Source organism: Saccharopolyspora rhizosphaerae (assembly GCF_003931915.1).
Taxonomy (GTDB): Bacteria; Actinomycetota; Actinomycetes; order Mycobacteriales; family Pseudonocardiaceae; genus Saccharopolyspora; species Saccharopolyspora rhizosphaerae.
On the sequence record NZ_RSAA01000010.1, the window covers coordinates 229,753 to 245,737 of the forward strand.

A 15,985-nucleotide genomic window follows, 5' to 3' on the forward strand; every position below is an offset into this window, starting at 1 on the left:
GAGAGGTCCTGATGTCCCGATTCAGTTCACAGGTTCTGGTGATTGCGGCCTGTGTTGCCGGCGCGGTGGCAAGTGCGTGCTCGTCGACGCCACCTGCGGTCCCGCCGACGGGCGAGATCGCGGCTCCCCCGGCTCAGCCTTCGGAGAATGCTGCGATTGAAGGGGTGTATCGCGAGTTTTGGTCGGTGTCGTGGGTGTCGAGCGCGGAGCCGGATCAGGGCTGGGTGCAGCGGCTGCGGGCGGTGGCCACCGCTGAGTTGTCCGAGCAGGTGGCCACGCGCGCCCGGCAGCAGCGGAGTCAGGGGGTTCGGCTCTACGGCACCGTCACCCCGCAGATCACCGGTACACGCATCGAGGGAGATCGCGCGGTGGTCACCGATTGCCAGGACGGTAGCCAGGCCGGGTTGGCGGATGCCGCCACGGGAAAGCCGCGCAACGTCGGTCCCTCGCGCAATGCCGTCTCGGCGACCCTGTCCCGGCAGTCAGGTGGCTGGCGGGTGGCGAAGATCGAGTACCCGGGTGGTGAGTGCTGATGCCTGCGCGTCGTGTTCCGGTGTTCGCCGTCGGCGGTGCCGTGCTGCTGTGCGTGGGTTTCAGTCCGTTGGGTTCAGCGCAGGAGGGTGGGGTCGAGGTGACTCCTGGCGACTTCGGGGGCTTATACTCCTCTCCCTCGATCGAGATGGGCGCCACCAGCCCAGGCAGCTCCGGCAGCAGCTCGGGTGGCTCGTCAGGGGGTTCCTCGTCGGCGTCAGCGTCGGGCGGGTCCTCGGGGGGCTTGCATGGTTCTGGTCCTGCGGTGGTCCCGTTGTGCCCCACGATCATGTGCGACTCGCCTGCTTCGGACGATCCTGCGTTGATGCTGAGTACGGGCCCGCTGTCATCGTGGTGCTTCGGCCCGTTAGACGAAGGCCGGTGCCCGCCGGGCGAGCACCGGCCCGGGGAAACACCACCGGGCGCCGCCGGCCCACCGGATCCCGCGGTGCTCGCCCAGCAAGCACTCCAGCAGCTTCGGCTTCCGCTCCCAGTGCCACAGCACTCTCCTGACCTGCGCCTGCAGGACGGTCAGGTCGCGACCGTGGTCGGCGAGTTCACCTGGTTCTGGACCGATCCCAGCACCTGGCGCCCGCAACGCCAGCGCGTTGAGGCTGGACCGGTGTGGGCCGAAGTCACCGCTACGCCCGTCCGGCTGGCGATGGAACCGGGTGATGGCACCGCGCCCGTCTCTTGCACGGGACCCGGGACACCTTATGAGAGGTCCTTCGGCGTGCATTCCCCGTCGCCTGACTGCGATGTCGTCTACGAGCGGCCTTCTGCTGGGCCGGTATCGGCGCAGTGGTCCATTACCTGGGAAGTGACCTGGCGCGGCTGGACCGGGGGTTCCCCGACTGGTGGTGTCCTGCCTCCGATGACCTCCCGAGCCCAGACCCAGCTCGTGATTGCCGAAGCGCAAGCCCTCCGCGCTCAATAACCGCGTTTTCTGATTCATTTCTCTTTTTCTCTTTGATCTCGCTTTCAATTCCGTTGTGGGGAGACGTCTATGTCTAATTCGGGTCTTGCTGAGCTGACGGCCTCATCTGATGAGCGGGGAAACGGTCACCGTTCCCGTGGTCCGAGGGTCCCTCGGCGCAGGCGTTGGTGGATGCTGGGTCTGTCGGCCGGGTTGATCGCAGGATCGGTGGCCGGCGTTGTCGCGCTCGTGGCCGGAGCGCATGACCGCGAGCCCGTGCTGGTGCTTACCAGGGATCTCGCCTGGGCCGAGCCCATCTCGCAGGCGGACCTGGCGACTGTGGATCTTCCGCCCGAGGCGGCGCGGTTCACTGTGTCCCAAGCACGCCTGGGTGAGATCACCGGCAAGGTCGCGGCAACGAATCTGCGTGCCGGCGAGCTGCTCACTCCACGGGACCTCACGACGCAGGCGGTTCCGGGGCCCCGGCAAGTCGTCGTCGGCCTGCGCTTGGAGCCCGGCCGGTTCCCTTCGGCAGGACTGATCCCCAACACACCAGTCGAAGTCACAGCGCTGTCCGGGGCGTCGAGTTCCATAGCCGAGGCGAGTCCCACGACTTCGGCTTTTCGTGCCCGCGTGGTTCGGATGGCACCGCCGGATGCCGAAGGGGCGGTCGTGGTGGATCTGCTCCTTCCCGACTACGCCGCCCATCAAGCCACCTCGGCCGCCGCGACCGGCGCGGTTCTGACGGTTCTCGGACCGGATCACTAGCGAAGCAGCCGTATTTCGTTGAAAGGAGCGTGAGCGCAATGGCTTTGGTGACGGTTCTGTCGGCGAAGGGGTCGCCGGGGGTGACTACGGGGATCGCAGCGCTGGCGACGGTGTGGCCACACGCCCGGCTCGTGGTCGATGCCGATCCGGCGGGAGGCGATCTGCTGCCCGGATGGGCGGGACAGTGGTGGGTCGATGGTCGGCTCACCTCCGACCGCAGCGTGCTCAGCTTCGCCTCCTCGACTCGGCACCTCGAATCCGTGCCGGCCGAAGGCTTGGCCGGTCACGCACAAGAAGTCCCCGACAGCGGCGGATTGCGGCTTCTGGCCGGGGTCAACGGTCCGGTCCAGGCCGGCGCGATCGGCTCCGATGGGTGGAAACGGCTGGCCAGCGCACTGCGGGACCTCAGCGACAGTGGTCCGGATGTGCTCGTGGACGCGGGTCGGTGGAGTCCTGCGACGCCGTGGCCGCTGGTGGCCGAGTCCGATCTCGTCCTGGTCGGGGTTCGCCCGACGCTGCGGCACATCGTCGCGGCCGGCCGACTGGTCACGGTCTTGCGTGACCTGGTGCCCTCCCAGCGGTTGGGCGCGGCGGTGTCGGCGGCCACCAGCCGCCAAGCCGACGATGCCGCCCGCGCCTTGGCCATCCCGGTCGGGATGGAACTCCCCGATGACCCGACCACCGCAGGGGCGCTCTGTGATGGCGGTACGCCCTGCCTGCAACCGCGCCGTTCGGCGTTGCTGCGCACCAGCCGTAAAGCAGCGCGCCGCCTGCACAACCAACTCGCCGGACCTGCCCGGGTTTCCTCCGCTCCGGTCAGCGACGAGGGACAGGAGCAGGTGGCATGACCTCTCAGATCCGTTCACGGATGAATCCCGCCGACGAGCCCGGCCCCGTCCCGGACGCGGACACGGTGGCGCAGCTGCGGTCACGGGTAGCCGAACGTCTCGCGCCCGGAGACGATCTTGCCCGGCACCGGTCGTTGGTCGCCGCTGAGATCACCGCGTGGACTCTGCACCGCGCCGCGCAGGGTGATCAGCCGTTGTCGGAGATCGCCGAGAAGCGGCTCACCGATGCCGTCCTGGCGGCGCTGTCCGGGTTGGGTGATCTGCAGCCGCTGCTGGAGCGCGAGGACGTCGAGAACATCCACATCCACGGCTACGACCGCGTGTGGCTCGAACGCTCGGATGGAAGCGTGCAGGCGTGGCCGCATCCGGTCGGCCGGTCGGACGCGGACTTGTTGGCGCAGTTGGAGTCGATGTTCGCTCGGCTGGGACAGACCAGCCGGGAGTTCTCTCCGGCCCACCCGATGGGCAATCTCCGTCTGCCGGCCGGGGGCCCGTTGGGGGCTCGGTTGGCGGCGGTGCGCGAGGTCGCCGACCGGCCGCGGATCGCGATCCGGCGCCACCGGCTCGCCCACGCCACGCTGGATGATCTGCACCAGCGTGGCACGGTCAACGACCGCGTCCATGATTTCTTGCAGGCCGCTGTCCGTGCCGGGCTGAACCTGCTGGTCACCGGTGGACCGGCGGCGGGCAAGACGACGCTGCTGCGTTCGCTGTGCCACGCCATTGCCGACCACGAGCACGTGGTGACCGTGGAGGACGACTACGAGCTCGGACTGCATCTGAATCCGGTCGCGCATCCGCTGGTGACGGCGCTGGAAGCGCGTGCGCCCAATGCCGAGGGCGCCGGGGAGATCACCCTGGATGACCTGCTGAAGCAGACCCTGCGGCATTCCCCTTCGCGGATGATCGTCGGGGAGGTTCGGGGTGGCGAGATCACCTCGCTGCTGCGCGCGTTGGGCAACGGGGCCGCCGGGGGTATGGGCACGTTGCACGCCACCTCGGCCAGGGCGGTGCCCGACCGCATCGCCGCGCTCAGCCAGCTCGCGCACCCGCCGCTGAGTGTCGCTGCGGCTCATCGCTGGACGGCCTCGGCGCTGGATCTGGTCGTGCACGTGACCCGTCGGGACTGCGAGGGCCGACGCGAGCGGGTCGTCACCGAGATTTGCGAAGTCGGGCCGGTCGGGGATGCCGGGACACCCGATCTGATCCCGCTGTTCGGCCCGCACCCCAGCAGCGGGTGCATCGCACCCGTGTACCCGCCCAGCGAGCCGCTGCGCGCCCGGCTCCGTCAGCACGGGCTTGACGCACAGGCGTTGCAACGCGACGAAGGAGTTGCATCATGATCATCGCATTGGCAGCTGTGTTCGGGCTCTTCCTGGGACTTGGCCTGCTTTTCAGCGTTCTGTTCTTCCGGCCGCCGCGTCCACCCACGATGCCCTCGCGGGTGAGCTCGGTGTTGGCGTGGCTGGAGCGGTGGCGACGGCGCGGGTTGATCGCGTCGTTGGCCGCTGGTGTGACGTGGTGGGCCACGGGCTGGCCCGTGGCCACGGCCGCCACTGTTCTCGGGGTTCTGGCGGTGCCGGCGTTGCTGGCGCCCCGGCAGGTGCACGACGACATCGCGTTGCACGAGGCGATGGCGACGTGGACGCGACGTTTGAGTGATCTGCTGGCCTCCGGGGCGGGTGGCCTGCACCAGGCCGTGGCGCGCTCGGCCGACACCGCACCGGCGCTGTTGGCTCCCGCTGTTGCCCGGTTGGCCGAGGCGATGCGCCGGGAGGGCACGGAACCAGCGCTGCGGGCCTTCGCCGCGGAGGTGTCCCATCCCGCCGCCGATGAGGTCGTGCTCGCGCTGCTGCTGCGCGTGCGTGCGGGTGGACGCGGCGTGGTCGAGATCTTGCAAGGCCAGGCGGTGAGTCTGACCGCACGGGCCGCCAGTGCCCGCGAGGTGGAAGCCGACCGGGCCAAGCCCCGGACCACGGTGCGCACCTTGATCGGCATCACCACGGTCATGATCCTCGGGCTGGTGGTCTTCGCTCGGGACTACCTCGCACCGATCAGTACGGCGCTGGGCCAAGGTGTCCTCGCGGTAGTCGTGGCGATCTTCGCCGGCGCGCTCTGGCACATGCACCGCCTCTCCACACCCCGTGCTGCGGCTCGCTACCTGCGGGGAGGCACGTCATGACTCCCACGCTCGGCCTGGCCGCCCTCGTCGGAGCCCTGCTCGGGATCGGGCTCGCCGCCGGCGTTCGTAGTGTGGTCGGCCCGGCTCCGATGGGGCTGCAGGCAGCACTGCACCACCTGACCCACCCCACCACCGCACAGCACCGGCACCTGGACCGGCTCATCCAGTGGGCACAGCAGGCCGGTCCCCCGTGGCTGGCGATCCCCGAAGCCGACCTCGATCTGCTCGAGCGAACACCGCGGTCCTATGTGTCCAATCGAATCACGTGGGGCCTGTCCGCCGGGCTCGCCGGACTGGTCCTCGCAATGGGATTCGTGGCTGCCGGGACTGTTTCGCTCCTCGTCGCGCCGGTGCTGGTTCTGGGGTGTGCGGCAGCAGGGGCGTGGGTGCCGGTGTGGCGCACGCGCGATGCCGCGCGCCACGCGCGCAGCGATGCGCGCCGAGTGCTGGCGGTCTATCTGGACCTGGTGGCCCAGGAGCGCGCCGCCGGCCAAGCGCCGGGACCGGCCCTGCACGAGGCCGCCGCGCTCACAGACCACCCGCTGCTGCAGCGGCTACACCACACTCTGGTCAGGGCCGAGAACCACGGGTACTCGCCCTGGGACGCGCTGCGCGGCCTCGGGGAACAGGTTCGGCTGGACGAGCTCGTGACGGTCGCTGATCTGGCCGCGACCGCTGCAGATGGTGCCGCGATCTACGCCAGTCTCACCGCGCAGGCCGCGAGTCTGCGCGCCACGACCACTACCGAGGACAAGGCCGAGGCCAACGCGCGCACCGAGCGCCTCACGCTACCGGTCACCGCCCTGATGGCCGGGTTCCTTCTGCTGGCCCTCTACCCCACCGTCGCGCGGCTGCTCATCGGATAGTCGCGCACCACAAGAACAAGCCGATCCCCATCGCTGAGAGGTTGTCATGATCCCCATGATTCGTAAGCACGTGACCGTGACAGTGGTGCTCGTCGCGGCCTGGCTCGCCACCAGCACCACCGCGCTCGCCCGTTTCGTCGAGAGGGTTCGTTTCGATGATCGCGGTTCGGAGAGCACCGAAAAGGCCGTGTTGACGGCGATCGCGTTGGCTGCGGCACTCGGGCTCGGGGCCGCGATCACTGCCGTGGTCCAGAAGTACCAAGCCCAAATCCACTGACACCGGGGCGAGGTGATCGCTGATGTTGACTCGCACCCGAGGCGAACGGGCGGACCGGTTCGAGACGGGGTCGGCTGCCGTGGAGTTGGCGGTGCTGGCGCCCCTGGTGCTGCTCGTCCTGCTCACAGTGGTGCAGGCCGGGTTGTGGTGGCATACGCGCACGATCTGCTCGGCTGCCGCGCAGCAGGGGGTCCAGGTGGCGCGCACGCTGCACGGCACCACCGCCGACGCCCAGTCCACCGCGGAGTCGTTCCTGGCCGAGAGCTCCGGGCTCGTGACCCAACCCCGGGTGAGCGCTCAGGTCACCGGGACGCGGGTCACCGTGCGCGTGACCGGTGACCCGCCCCGCCTTCTCCCAGTTCCGGGGCTGGGGACCGTCACGCAAGTCGCCGAAGCCAGCAAAGAACGCTTCACCACCCCGGGAGACACACCATGAACACCCACCCGCGCGAGGAAGGTTCGGCGAGTGTGGAAGTCGCTGTGCTGACTCCGTTGCTGTTGGCGGTGCTCGTCGTGGTCGTCGCCGCCGGCCGCGTCGTCACCGCCCATCACTCGCTGGAGCACGCAGCGACCACGGCCGCGCGCGCCGCGTCACTGGCCCGCACGCCCACTGGTGCCCACAGCGCAGCCACCTCGACCGGCCTGCAGGTCCTGGGCGAGCAGCACCTGGCGTGTTCCGGCTTCGCCCAGGACCTCGACACCAGTGGCCTGGCCACCCGGGCGGGCACGACCGGCGTGGTCACGGTCGGGCTGCGGTGCAGCGTGTCTCTGGCGGACTTGACCGGCCTGTCCGGACTGCCCGGCGGGGTTCCGCTGCGTGCTGAGTTTTCCAGCCCGGTCGACCCGTTTCGGGGGCGAACATGACCTCCTTCGCGCGTGGGCGTGACAACGGGTCGGTCAGCGTGCTTGTCGCCGTCCTGGTGCCCTGCCTGTTGCTGCTGTGCGCGTTGCTCGTCGACGGTGCCGACCGGCTTCGGGTGCGCGCCCGGGCTGACGCGGTCGCCGCCGAGACCGCGCGCAGCGCACTCACCGCACTCGACACCCGCCACACCACAGTCACGCTCGAACCAGCCGCGGCCGCCGCGGCAGCACGGCGCTACCTAGTGGCCACCGGCCACACAGGGACCGTCTCGCTGCAGGGCCCGTCGAGTGTGGCGGCCACGGTGACCTACACCGAACCTGCTGCGATCGGGCTGCTGTGGGACGTCCACACGGTCACTGGCCACGCAACCGCCACTCTTCAGTCTGACGGAGGTGCCGGGCCATGACCCCGGCGGCCGAGGTGCGCACGCGGCTGCTGGCCTGTGCCGCGATTGCAGGGCTCGCGGCGCTGCTGGCCGGGCTGCCGGTCATGTTGCGGGCGCTGGCCGAGATCGCCCCCTTTCCCACCGTGCGGTGGCCGGTCCCGGACTTCTCCCCGTGGGCAGCGCCGCTGCCGGTCCAGCTCGGCGACTGGGCCGAACGCCTCGCGGAGACACTGCGGTTCGAACTGAGCCCCTCCCGGTGTGCACTGCTCGGCGTCCTGCTCACCGGGTGGGCAAGTTGGGCACTTCTGCTGGCGTGGACCGTGGCCGATCTTGCCCGCCTCCTGGTCCCCGGGCGTTCGCGTCCGGTGCGGCGTGGCACGCCTCGAGCCTGGCTGACTGCCGTGATCACCTGGGCTGTGCTGTCCCTGTTCCAGGGGACGCTGTCGGCGGCCCCTGTCGCCACGCCGCCGAGTGTCACGGCCCTGATTCCTCTCCCAGAGGGTGTCGCCGCCACCCCCGTCTACGGCGACGCCCCGGTGGGGCCGGGCGGGTACCCCGACCCGCCGCCCGGCCCCACCACGACCGACCCCGGTCACCCGCGCTACACCGTGGTTCGCGGCGACACGCTGTGGGACCTCGCCGAGCGCTACCTCGGCAACCCGCACCGCTGGGCCCAGCTGCGCGACCTCAACCACGACCTGCTCCAGGGCACAGACCGGCTGGAAACCGGGTGGGTGCTGCGCATGCCCACCGATGCGGCCCTGCCAACCCCTGCCGGGATTCCCGCGACCGCACGGTGGATCACCACCGAACCAGGTGACACCCTCGCCACGATCGCCGCGCGGGAACTCGGCTCGCCCGACCAGTGGCCGGTGTTGTTCGCCGTCAACGCCGAACGACCACAGCCCGATGGCCGCGTGCTGCGCGACCCCCACCACCTCTTCCCCGGATGGCACCTCGCCCTACCAGCCCCGTCTCTCCCCGATTCGGCCCCCGAAGCGGTCACGCGTGGACCGGCGGTAGAACCGGCCAGGGTCTCACCAGCACCGCAACCGGTGATCACCGATACCGGGGAGATTCAGCTCGGCGCGAGAACCTTTCTCGGCGCCGCCACGGCAGCCGCGGTCAGCGCCGCGCTCGTACTCGTCCGCCGCCGGCATCGCCGACACCACCGTCCCGGCACCCACGCCACGGCCGACTACCCCATCGCTCCTGCGGTCTATGCGCTCCACCGCGCCCGCCCCACCAGCACCACGCACGCGCCCGATGACGAACCAGGAGCGCCTCGACGCGAGCCACCGCCCGAACGAAGTCACGACGCCGACTCGGGTGCGCTGTGGTTGGAGATCGGCGTCGCCGGCGGCGAGACCCGACACCTCAACTTCTCCGACGTCCGCCGGGTCGGTGTCACCGGGCCGGGCGCCCACGATGTTGTGCGGGCAATCCTCGTCAACCTGGCACTTCACCCGGAACGTCCCCGGCTCAGCATCCACACGGCCGCCGTCGCCGCGCTGTTCCCCGACGGTCCGCCGCCAGAACTGGGCGACTGGCATCAGATCACCGACCTACACACCACACCGCCGGAACAGCTCGGCGACGTGCTCGTCGCCTACACCGCCGTCCTCGACAACGACGCACTGCCACCGACCGAGGGCGCCTCCGTCCTCGCCTTGGGACCATCACCGGCCGGCACCCAGCTAGCAGTGGAGGACAACGGAGTCGTCAGCGGCGCGAGCCACGAGGTGTCTTCGCTGCTCGGGGCCCGCCTGTTCACCGCGGACGAGGCCACAGCGCGTGATCTCCTCACACTCGGCCGCGCCCCGCAGCACGACGCCAGCCCGCCCGTGCACCCCGTCCTAAAGGACCCCGAACCGCCACCTTCTTCGGCATCACCCGAGTGTGCCGAGACACCTGAGGAGCGTGTTCCGTTGTCTCTGCGCATTTTCGGACCGGTTCGTCTGCTGTGGACCCCACCCGAGGGTGAACGAGAAGACATCACCGAGCACTTCACACCGAGGTTGCTGGAGCTTCTGGCCTACCTCGCGGTCAATCCTGGCGTGACTCGGGATACCACGATCGCCGACCTGTGGCAGCACGCACCCTCAAACCGGCCCACCAACGCGCTCAACACCACGCTCTCCCGGCTGCGTACCGCGCTGGAATCCGCCACCCACGGCACCGTCACCGACATCCTCGACGACGCCCGCCAACGGCGCCTGAACCTGGACACCGCCCAGATCAACACCGACTACGCCGCCTTCACCGAAGCCGAACGCACCAGCCACGACACCACCGCTGAGCCGCAGCGACTGCACGCGCACCACACCGCGGTGGAGCTGTATCAGGGCGAGCTCGCCGCCGGCATCGACAGCGAATGGATCCAAGCGCCCCGATTCGCCGCGCTGCGCACCGCCATCAACGCCGTCAGCGCCCTGGCCCGTCACCACACCCCCACCGACCCGGAACGCACCCTTCGCCTGCTGGAAACAGCGACCGGATTCGATCCGGCCAACGAACACCTCTACCGCGACATCATGCGCCTGCACGCCCGACTCGGTGACACCAGCGCGATCCCAGCCACCCTCGACCTACTGACCCAGCGGCTCCGCGATATCGACACCGAACCCGCCCCCGAAACCCTCGCACTCGCCACCGCGCTGCAGCACCCCGACTCCGAACCCCCCGCGACGAAAGGAGAACCCGCGCGATCGGGCGGTCTTCACCCCTCCGCCCCGAAGAACCATTGACACCTCCACACCCGCGAGCGTCCATAAATACGCACCACACGTTCGCCCATTTCGAGGAGACACACCATGTCGACACCAGATCCGAAGAATCGAGACGCCCACACCGCCGCGAGAATGCCGCTGTCGCCCGCAGTCGCCGAGGTCGCCTCATTCGCCCAGCACCGCGTGGCCTACACGCTCGGACCGCAGCCGCCGATGAGAATGCCCGCCGAAGAAGGCGGAATCGTCATCACCCAGGTCGAGTCACGGCCCGATGGGGGCCTCGCCAGTTTCAACGGAGTCTGGAAACGACAGCTGCAAGCCAGTGCGGTTCGGGAATCAACGCTCGTACTCCAATTGCGCCGCCCCGCCACCGACGATGACGACCACGTCGATGTGTGGCTGTGGATCGCCCGGAACCGGCGCTTCCTCCTCCTCGGACACTGGAAGAACTCCGGACCCGGATGGCCGATGTTGACCGCACCGCTCATTCACGCCGCACACCACTCCAGCAGCGGCACCATGCGGCGCATCGCCTGACCACGCAATCCGGCAAAGCAAGGCAACGGCAGCATTGGAGGTGCCGATGGGGGATCCACTCGTGGATCCGTTGGGGGTGGCGCTCAGAACCCCACCAGGGGGCGCCGCCCCCAACGCAGGTCAGCACCCGCACAGGGGGATCCGCTGCTCTCCCCAACTGGCTTGCCCCGCAAGCCGGAAAGCACATCGGCCGGCCAGCCACAGCCACGGCACAACGGCAGGAACCAGGCAGCAGGTCACGACCCCGCGGCGTCGCACCACCCCACATCACCATTGAATTCTTTTATTTAGAATTCCCCCACCTCATTCATTATTGGTTCACTGGCATTTCCCCGACCATCCCACAAAGCGCCGATTGCACGGCTTTTCAAAACGCATTCAAATGCATCAAATCAGGCCGCTCATGAATTCCCGGAATTTCCCTGGAAAATCCGGGTTTTTGTGTTGCGCGCGGCGTGGGATCGAGTTAATTTATATGTGTCGCCAGGAACGGCACATCACCACCGAATTCCACCCCTGGCGCGAGCCATGTCAAAATATGACTGATTGGGGAAACCATGTGCTACGCCGACACCAGCGCGAACGACGACGGTACCGCCACCGCGTATTGCTACTGCGGCTGGCCGGAAAACTGTGACACGCTGGAAATGGCCGAACAGGCTGCCGAACGGCACCAGAACCGCCAGGACGACCAGGACTGACCACCAGCCAGCCAAGCTGTTTGCATCCCGCGCCGCATCATCGTGCGCGATTTCCTGACCCGCCGGGGTCATGTCCCCGAATTCTGATGAATTCGCGGCATGCCCTGACAGGCCCCGGCATTTTCGGATTCACGTCCCGCCCACGCGTGGACCATTTCAGTCATTTTCTCGTGGCGTGAGCCATGTTCATTTTTAGGAGCCTGCCGTGCCCGCTGCCGTGGACATCACCCCGAACCCGACCACAGACACGGAAACACGAACGATGACCACGCCCACCGGTGCACGCCTGGCCAGCGGCGAATTGCGGCGAATGGTCGCGGGCTGGCTTGCCGATTACCCCGGTCGCGACGTGACCGCGCGCGAAATCGCGGCGGATTTGGGCCGGTCATCGGGCGCGGTGGGAAACGCCTTGCGGACACTGGTCGATCAGGGCACAGCCGAACAAGCCGGTACCGCCCCGTTGCGTTTCCGGGCCAACGACGCCACACGATCAGCCGCCGCACCCACGGCGGGCCCGGCCCCGGCGACCACCCCCAAGAAATCCACACCAGCCAAACCGGCAAAGGCCAAAACCCCGCCGAAAAAGGAAAAGCCGGTGGCCGGTCCGGTCACGCGCCCGAATGGGCAGACCTATCACCCTCGGAAACTGGCTGGACTGCCGGACGTGACCGCGTTGCGCAAGCTGCGCGACGCGGGGATTCCCGCGTTGATGTACGGACCGCCCGGAACCGGGAAAACCTCGGTGATCGAAGCGGCGTTTCCGGACTTGATCACCGTTCCCGGCGACGGGGACACCACGGTTGCCGATTTCGTTGGTGAGTACACCCAAACGCCGGAGGGTCGTTACGTTTTCGTGCATGGGCCGCTGGTGACCGCGATGCGTGAGGGCCGATGCCTGTTCATCGATGACGCGACGTTGATCCCACCCACGGTGCTCGCGGTGGTCTATCCCGCCATGGACGGGCGACGCGAGATCACCGTCAAGGCTAATGGCGGTGAAACCGTCACCGCCGCACCAGGTTTCTATACCGTTGCCGGTCACAACCCTGGCGTTCACGGGGCGGTGCTGACCGATGCGCTCGCCTCACGGTTTTCCGCGCAGATCCAGGTGTCCACCGATTTCGACCTCGCCACCCAACTCAAGATCGATCCCCTTGCTGTCAGGGTGGCACGCAATCTCGCGACACGGCAGCGCACCGGCGACGTCACGTGGGCCCCACAACTGCGCGAACTGATCGCGTTTCAAAAGATCGCCGAAGCACTCGGCACCGATGCCGCCGCGCGGAACCTGATCGGCATCGCACCGGAAGACGATCGCGAGGCCGTGACAAAACTCGTCCGTGACGTGTTCAAGGTCAGCGCCGAACCGCTCTCACTCGGCAGCCGGATCTGACCACCGCCCCAGCTGAGTCCAGAAGGGACAACCATCATGACGGCACACGTGACCCATGACGACGCCGCTACCCCAACTCCGATCAGCACGGCTGATACGGCGTGGCAGGAGCTCTCATCCGCGCTCACCGACGAAGCTCCCGACATCGCCGGGCGTGACGACCTGGTGGTCACGATTGCCCCCGGCGCAGGGGACGGCGCGCCCGGCCGGTTCCTGCCGCACCAGGCCACCATCGAACTCGACGGTACGCACCTGGGCAGGGTCGACCCCGCGACCGTCGCACCGGCCGTTGCCGCCGACCGTGTTCGGTATCCGGTGGCGTGGGGGGTGTTCGCGCATGAGTGCGCGCACGCGGCACACAGCAGGTGGGAACCACGCGAAGGCACACCGCCGAGCGTCATCGACGCCGCGATGAACCTGGAAGAATCCCGAATTGAGGCCGTCCACGTGCGCCGCCGTCCTGATGATCGGACGTGGTTGCGTGCCGCGTCCACGAAACTCATCCTCGATGAAGTCCGGGCCACGAGCGAGGACCGCGCCAGTGCGGCGCACACCGCTGCCCTGCTCCTGGCCCGCGCAGATGCCGGGATTCTCGACTGGACGGAACTCGATTCCCTCACCAGCAAAGTCCGCGAACTTCTCGGTACCGACACGTTGCGGCAGCTGCGCGAGATCTGGCAAGAAGCTCACCGCACCGCCGACGACGACACCGACGCCATGATCGACCTCGGCCGCCGCTGGTGTGCCGCGCTGGGAACCGATCCCGACGCCACACCGCCGAAACCGAGCACCACGCAATCCGATGGCACTCCTACCCCACTAGCGAAGGCCGTCACCGCAGCGCTCGCGAAGGTCGCCAAGAACACCACCGCCACACTGCCCGGTGATGCCGCCGCTAAGAAGGCGCAAGCGAAACGGGACGAAGAGAAGGCGCGGCACACGGCCTTGCGCACCTCCGCACAGGTCTTTTCCACCGATGCACCAAGTGGTTCCGGACCTTCGGTGTCCAGAACACGGACGCCGACCAACGGGGAGCGTCAGGCAGCACGGAAACTGGCACGGTCGCTGTCTACCGCCGGAATCCGTGACCGTGTGACCGTCAAGACCACCTCAGCGGCCCCGCCTGGCCGGTTGCGGATGCGCGGTGCGTTGGCCGCCGACGCGCAACGCGCGGCCGGTGCCATGCCCACCGCCGAGCCCTTCACCCGTATCAGCCGCCAGATGACACCGGCGCCACCGTTGCGGCTCGGAATCGCCTGCGACGTGTCCGGCTCGATGCGCAGCTTCGCCAAGCCGGTCGCGAGCGCCGCGTGGATCCTCGCTCACGCCGCACGTCACGCCCAGGTCGATGCCAGCACCGCCACCGTGATCTTCGGCCGTCACGTCCACCCCGTCACCTACCCGGGCGTCGCCCCGGCAAACGTGTCGGAATTCGACTGTGGCGGCGGCTGGGAGGACATCCCCGGCGCCCTGGCTGCCCTGGACGGCGCACTCGGGCTCGCCACCCCCGGCGCCGCGCGGCTCCTCGTGATCGTCTCCGACGGCATCTTTTGCGACAAGCCGCGTGAACAGGGCCAGCGCCTCCACGACCGGTTGCGTGCCCAGGGGTGCGGCGTGTTGTGGCTGGTACCGAACCGGAAAACCAGCACCCCGCTGGATGGGGCAGCCGTCCTCGAACTCAGCGACCCAGCAGCGACCGCGCAGGCCATCGGCCGTAGCGCCACCCAGGCATTGCGCGCCACCCGCTAGAGACCACCGCTGCCTCGCAGCGGGCCACCAATAGAGACCAAACAAGGAAACGGCTATGCACCACAACGTCACGACCATTGACGAGACCATCGGGCAGGACCCGGACCGCTACAGCTACGAGGCCACCGTCGAGGCGAACGGGAACATCATCCGCGCCAAGGTAGTTCGCGGCCCCGACGTGAGCCGGAGCCGGGCCACCGTCGAAGTCCTGGCCAGGCCGCGAACCTGGTCCCAGGTCACCGCGCAGAACCCCGGTAGCTGGTTCTCCAAGACGTCACCGCCCGACCGGCCCGGACTCAACCCGTCCCGCGAACTGCGCCCCATCGTCAGCAACCTGATCAACCGAGCCATCAACATCCTCGACCTGTAACCCATCCCGCAGCACACCGACAACGCGTCCACGAGCGGCCCCGCCGCAACACGGGCCGGTCGAGACAACTGACAACGCTTGACTCCTCACGAGAGGAGAGCGTCCATATCCATGTAGCCGCGAACCGGCAGCGCGCGCCGGGGCTACATCGCCCTCCGGAGGGCATGACCCACCACCCCACTCACACAGGGAGACCGTCATGCCCAGCACCACCCAAGACAACGCACCGGCCCCCGTTCGCACCGACACCGAATCCAAGGCATGGGCCGCACTCCACGCCCACCCCGAATCCACCACCGCCGAGATCGCGCAGCACGCCGAAATCGGCCGGTCCACCGCAGGAAAGATCCTCGCCGCGTGGTCGAAATCCGGTGACATCACCCGCATCCCCGGTATCAAGGACGGCACTCGGCGGCTCCCCGACCGCTTCGCCCCGGTCACCACGCCCGAACCGGACACCCCCACGCCGGCCACCACACCCGCAGAAGCCGACGCAGCCAGCGCTCCGGACGAGCCCGAGACGAATCGGACCGACGCCACACCTTCGTCGTGCGCGCACGCAACCGCCCCCACCGGCGACGGCGAAGGCAGCGAAACACCGGTCGCGTCCGACAAGCGCCTCGCCAAGGGCGAACTGCGCGGGATGGTCGAGGACTACCTGACCGCCCACCCCGGCGCGGAGTTCAGCCCTGGCCAGATCGCCAAGGCCCTCGACCGGTCGGCCGGTGCGGTCAACAACGCGTTGCACAAGCTCGCCGACGAGGGCTACGCCCACCAAACCCAGAACTCCCCCAAGCGCTTCGCCGCTAGCAGCGAGGAGCCCTAAGTCGGTGACTGCCCGGGCCCGCCCGCCACCGAGCGGGCCCGGGCT

Annotated in this window: 17 protein-coding genes; all 17 read left to right on the forward strand. The window is 68.5% G+C overall.

What is annotated here, in order from left to right:
* The first annotated feature begins 11 nt into the window (after positions 1 to 11).
* The 17 genes from EIL87_RS12315 to EIL87_RS12395 all read left to right on the forward strand — a co-directional run bounded on the left by EIL87_RS12315 (position 12) and on the right by EIL87_RS12395 (position 15,940).
* A complete protein-coding gene (locus EIL87_RS12315) occupies positions 12 to 533 on the forward strand; it encodes a hypothetical protein (RefSeq protein ID WP_125090377.1) in 522 nt (173 codons plus the stop codon).
* Between the two features lie 1,106 nt (positions 534 to 1,639).
* The gene (locus tag EIL87_RS12325) at positions 1,640 to 2,215 is read left to right on the forward strand and encodes an SAF domain-containing protein (RefSeq protein ID WP_158628629.1); all 576 of its coding nucleotides are present in this window, start codon (positions 1,640 to 1,642) and stop codon (positions 2,213 to 2,215) included.
* 260 nt (positions 2,216 to 2,475) lie between these two features.
* Complete coding sequence (locus EIL87_RS12330) at positions 2,476 to 3,063, forward strand: P-loop NTPase family protein (RefSeq protein ID WP_158628630.1); 588 nt, start codon at positions 2,476 to 2,478, stop codon at positions 3,061 to 3,063.
* Positions 3,060 to 4,406 carry a CpaF family protein gene (locus EIL87_RS12335; protein ID WP_125090380.1) on the forward strand — a complete coding sequence of 449 codons (1,347 nt, stop codon included), beginning with the start codon at positions 3,060 to 3,062 and terminating at the stop codon, positions 4,404 to 4,406. Before EIL87_RS12330 ends, EIL87_RS12335 begins: the two co-directional genes overlap by 4 nt.
* On the forward strand, positions 4,403 to 5,245 hold the full coding sequence (locus EIL87_RS12340; RefSeq protein WP_125090381.1) for a type II secretion system F family protein: 843 nt from the start codon (positions 4,403 to 4,405) through the stop codon (positions 5,243 to 5,245). Before EIL87_RS12335 ends, EIL87_RS12340 begins: the two co-directional genes overlap by 4 nt.
* Entirely contained in the window at positions 5,242 to 6,111 is an 870-nt protein-coding gene (locus EIL87_RS12345; protein WP_125090382.1) for a pilus assembly protein TadB, read from the forward strand. Before EIL87_RS12340 ends, EIL87_RS12345 begins: the two co-directional genes overlap by 4 nt.
* A gap of 46 nt (positions 6,112 to 6,157) precedes the next feature.
* Entirely contained in the window at positions 6,158 to 6,388 is a 231-nt protein-coding gene (locus EIL87_RS12350) for a hypothetical protein (RefSeq protein WP_125090383.1), read from the forward strand.
* A 22-nt stretch (positions 6,389 to 6,410) separates the two neighbouring features.
* On the forward strand, positions 6,411 to 6,824 hold the full coding sequence (locus tag EIL87_RS12355) for a TadE/TadG family type IV pilus assembly protein (protein ID WP_125090384.1): 414 nt from the start codon (positions 6,411 to 6,413) through the stop codon (positions 6,822 to 6,824).
* On the forward strand, positions 6,821 to 7,252 hold the full coding sequence (locus EIL87_RS12360; RefSeq protein WP_125090385.1) for a TadE/TadG family type IV pilus assembly protein: 432 nt from the start codon (positions 6,821 to 6,823) through the stop codon (positions 7,250 to 7,252). The genes EIL87_RS12355 and EIL87_RS12360 overlap by 4 nt, the downstream gene beginning before the upstream one ends.
* Positions 7,249 to 7,656: a hypothetical protein gene (locus EIL87_RS12365; RefSeq protein ID WP_125090387.1), complete on the forward strand. Its 408-nt coding sequence runs from the start codon at positions 7,249 to 7,251 to the stop codon at positions 7,654 to 7,656. The genes EIL87_RS12360 and EIL87_RS12365 overlap by 4 nt, the downstream gene beginning before the upstream one ends.
* Before the next feature lie 722 nt (positions 7,657 to 8,378).
* Complete coding sequence (locus EIL87_RS12370) at positions 8,379 to 10,382, forward strand: BTAD domain-containing putative transcriptional regulator (protein WP_233576202.1); 2,004 nt, start codon at positions 8,379 to 8,381, stop codon at positions 10,380 to 10,382.
* Positions 10,383 to 10,448: 66 nt separating this feature from the next.
* Positions 10,449 to 10,901 (forward strand): hypothetical protein, encoded by a 453-nt coding sequence (locus EIL87_RS12375; protein WP_125090391.1) that lies wholly within the window; start codon positions 10,449 to 10,451, stop codon positions 10,899 to 10,901.
* A gap of 557 nt (positions 10,902 to 11,458) precedes the next feature.
* Entirely contained in the window at positions 11,459 to 11,602 is a 144-nt protein-coding gene (locus tag EIL87_RS27070) for a hypothetical protein (RefSeq protein ID WP_199740385.1), read from the forward strand.
* A gap of 262 nt (positions 11,603 to 11,864) precedes the next feature.
* Entirely contained in the window at positions 11,865 to 12,995 is a 1,131-nt protein-coding gene (locus EIL87_RS12380; protein WP_125090467.1) for an AAA family ATPase, read from the forward strand.
* 36 nt (positions 12,996 to 13,031) lie between these two features.
* Entirely contained in the window at positions 13,032 to 14,744 is a 1,713-nt protein-coding gene (locus tag EIL87_RS12385) for a hypothetical protein (protein ID WP_125090393.1), read from the forward strand.
* A gap of 55 nt (positions 14,745 to 14,799) precedes the next feature.
* Positions 14,800 to 15,114 (forward strand): hypothetical protein, encoded by a 315-nt coding sequence (locus EIL87_RS12390; protein ID WP_125090395.1) that lies wholly within the window; start codon positions 14,800 to 14,802, stop codon positions 15,112 to 15,114.
* Between the two features lie 199 nt (positions 15,115 to 15,313).
* On the forward strand, positions 15,314 to 15,940 hold the full coding sequence (locus EIL87_RS12395) for a helix-turn-helix domain-containing protein (RefSeq protein WP_125090397.1): 627 nt from the start codon (positions 15,314 to 15,316) through the stop codon (positions 15,938 to 15,940).
* The last annotated feature ends 45 nt before the right edge of the window (positions 15,941 to 15,985 follow it).

Bases quoted from the DNA above. Each gene is read 5' to 3' on its own strand.
- EIL87_RS12360 (WP_125090385.1), top strand. From the start codon at position 6,821: ATGAACACCCACCCGCGCGAGGAAGGTTCGGCGAGTGTGGAAGTCGCT.
- EIL87_RS12375 (WP_125090391.1), top strand. From the start codon at position 10,449: ATGTCGACACCAGATCCGAAGAATCGAGACGCCCACACCGCCGCGAGA.
- EIL87_RS12395 (WP_125090397.1), top strand. From the start codon at position 15,314: ATGCCCAGCACCACCCAAGACAACGCACCGGCCCCCGTTCGCACCGAC.
- EIL87_RS12325 (WP_158628629.1), top strand. From the start codon at position 1,640: ATGCTGGGTCTGTCGGCCGGGTTGATCGCAGGATCGGTGGCCGGCGTT.
- EIL87_RS12365 (WP_125090387.1), top strand. From the start codon at position 7,249: ATGACCTCCTTCGCGCGTGGGCGTGACAACGGGTCGGTCAGCGTGCTT.
- EIL87_RS12380 (WP_125090467.1), top strand. From the start codon at position 11,865: ATGACCACGCCCACCGGTGCACGCCTGGCCAGCGGCGAATTGCGGCGA.
- EIL87_RS12350 (WP_125090383.1), top strand. From the start codon at position 6,158: ATGATCCCCATGATTCGTAAGCACGTGACCGTGACAGTGGTGCTCGTC.
- EIL87_RS27070 (WP_199740385.1), top strand. From the start codon at position 11,459: ATGTGCTACGCCGACACCAGCGCGAACGACGACGGTACCGCCACCGCG.
- EIL87_RS12390 (WP_125090395.1), top strand. From the start codon at position 14,800: ATGCACCACAACGTCACGACCATTGACGAGACCATCGGGCAGGACCCG.
- EIL87_RS12370 (WP_233576202.1), top strand. From the start codon at position 8,379: ATGCCCACCGATGCGGCCCTGCCAACCCCTGCCGGGATTCCCGCGACC.
- EIL87_RS12335 (WP_125090380.1), top strand. From the start codon at position 3,060: ATGACCTCTCAGATCCGTTCACGGATGAATCCCGCCGACGAGCCCGGC.
- EIL87_RS12355 (WP_125090384.1), top strand. From the start codon at position 6,411: ATGTTGACTCGCACCCGAGGCGAACGGGCGGACCGGTTCGAGACGGGG.
- EIL87_RS12315 (WP_125090377.1), top strand. From the start codon at position 12: ATGTCCCGATTCAGTTCACAGGTTCTGGTGATTGCGGCCTGTGTTGCC.
- EIL87_RS12340 (WP_125090381.1), top strand. From the start codon at position 4,403: ATGATCATCGCATTGGCAGCTGTGTTCGGGCTCTTCCTGGGACTTGGC.
- EIL87_RS12345 (WP_125090382.1), top strand. From the start codon at position 5,242: ATGACTCCCACGCTCGGCCTGGCCGCCCTCGTCGGAGCCCTGCTCGGG.
- EIL87_RS12385 (WP_125090393.1), top strand. From the start codon at position 13,032: ATGACGGCACACGTGACCCATGACGACGCCGCTACCCCAACTCCGATC.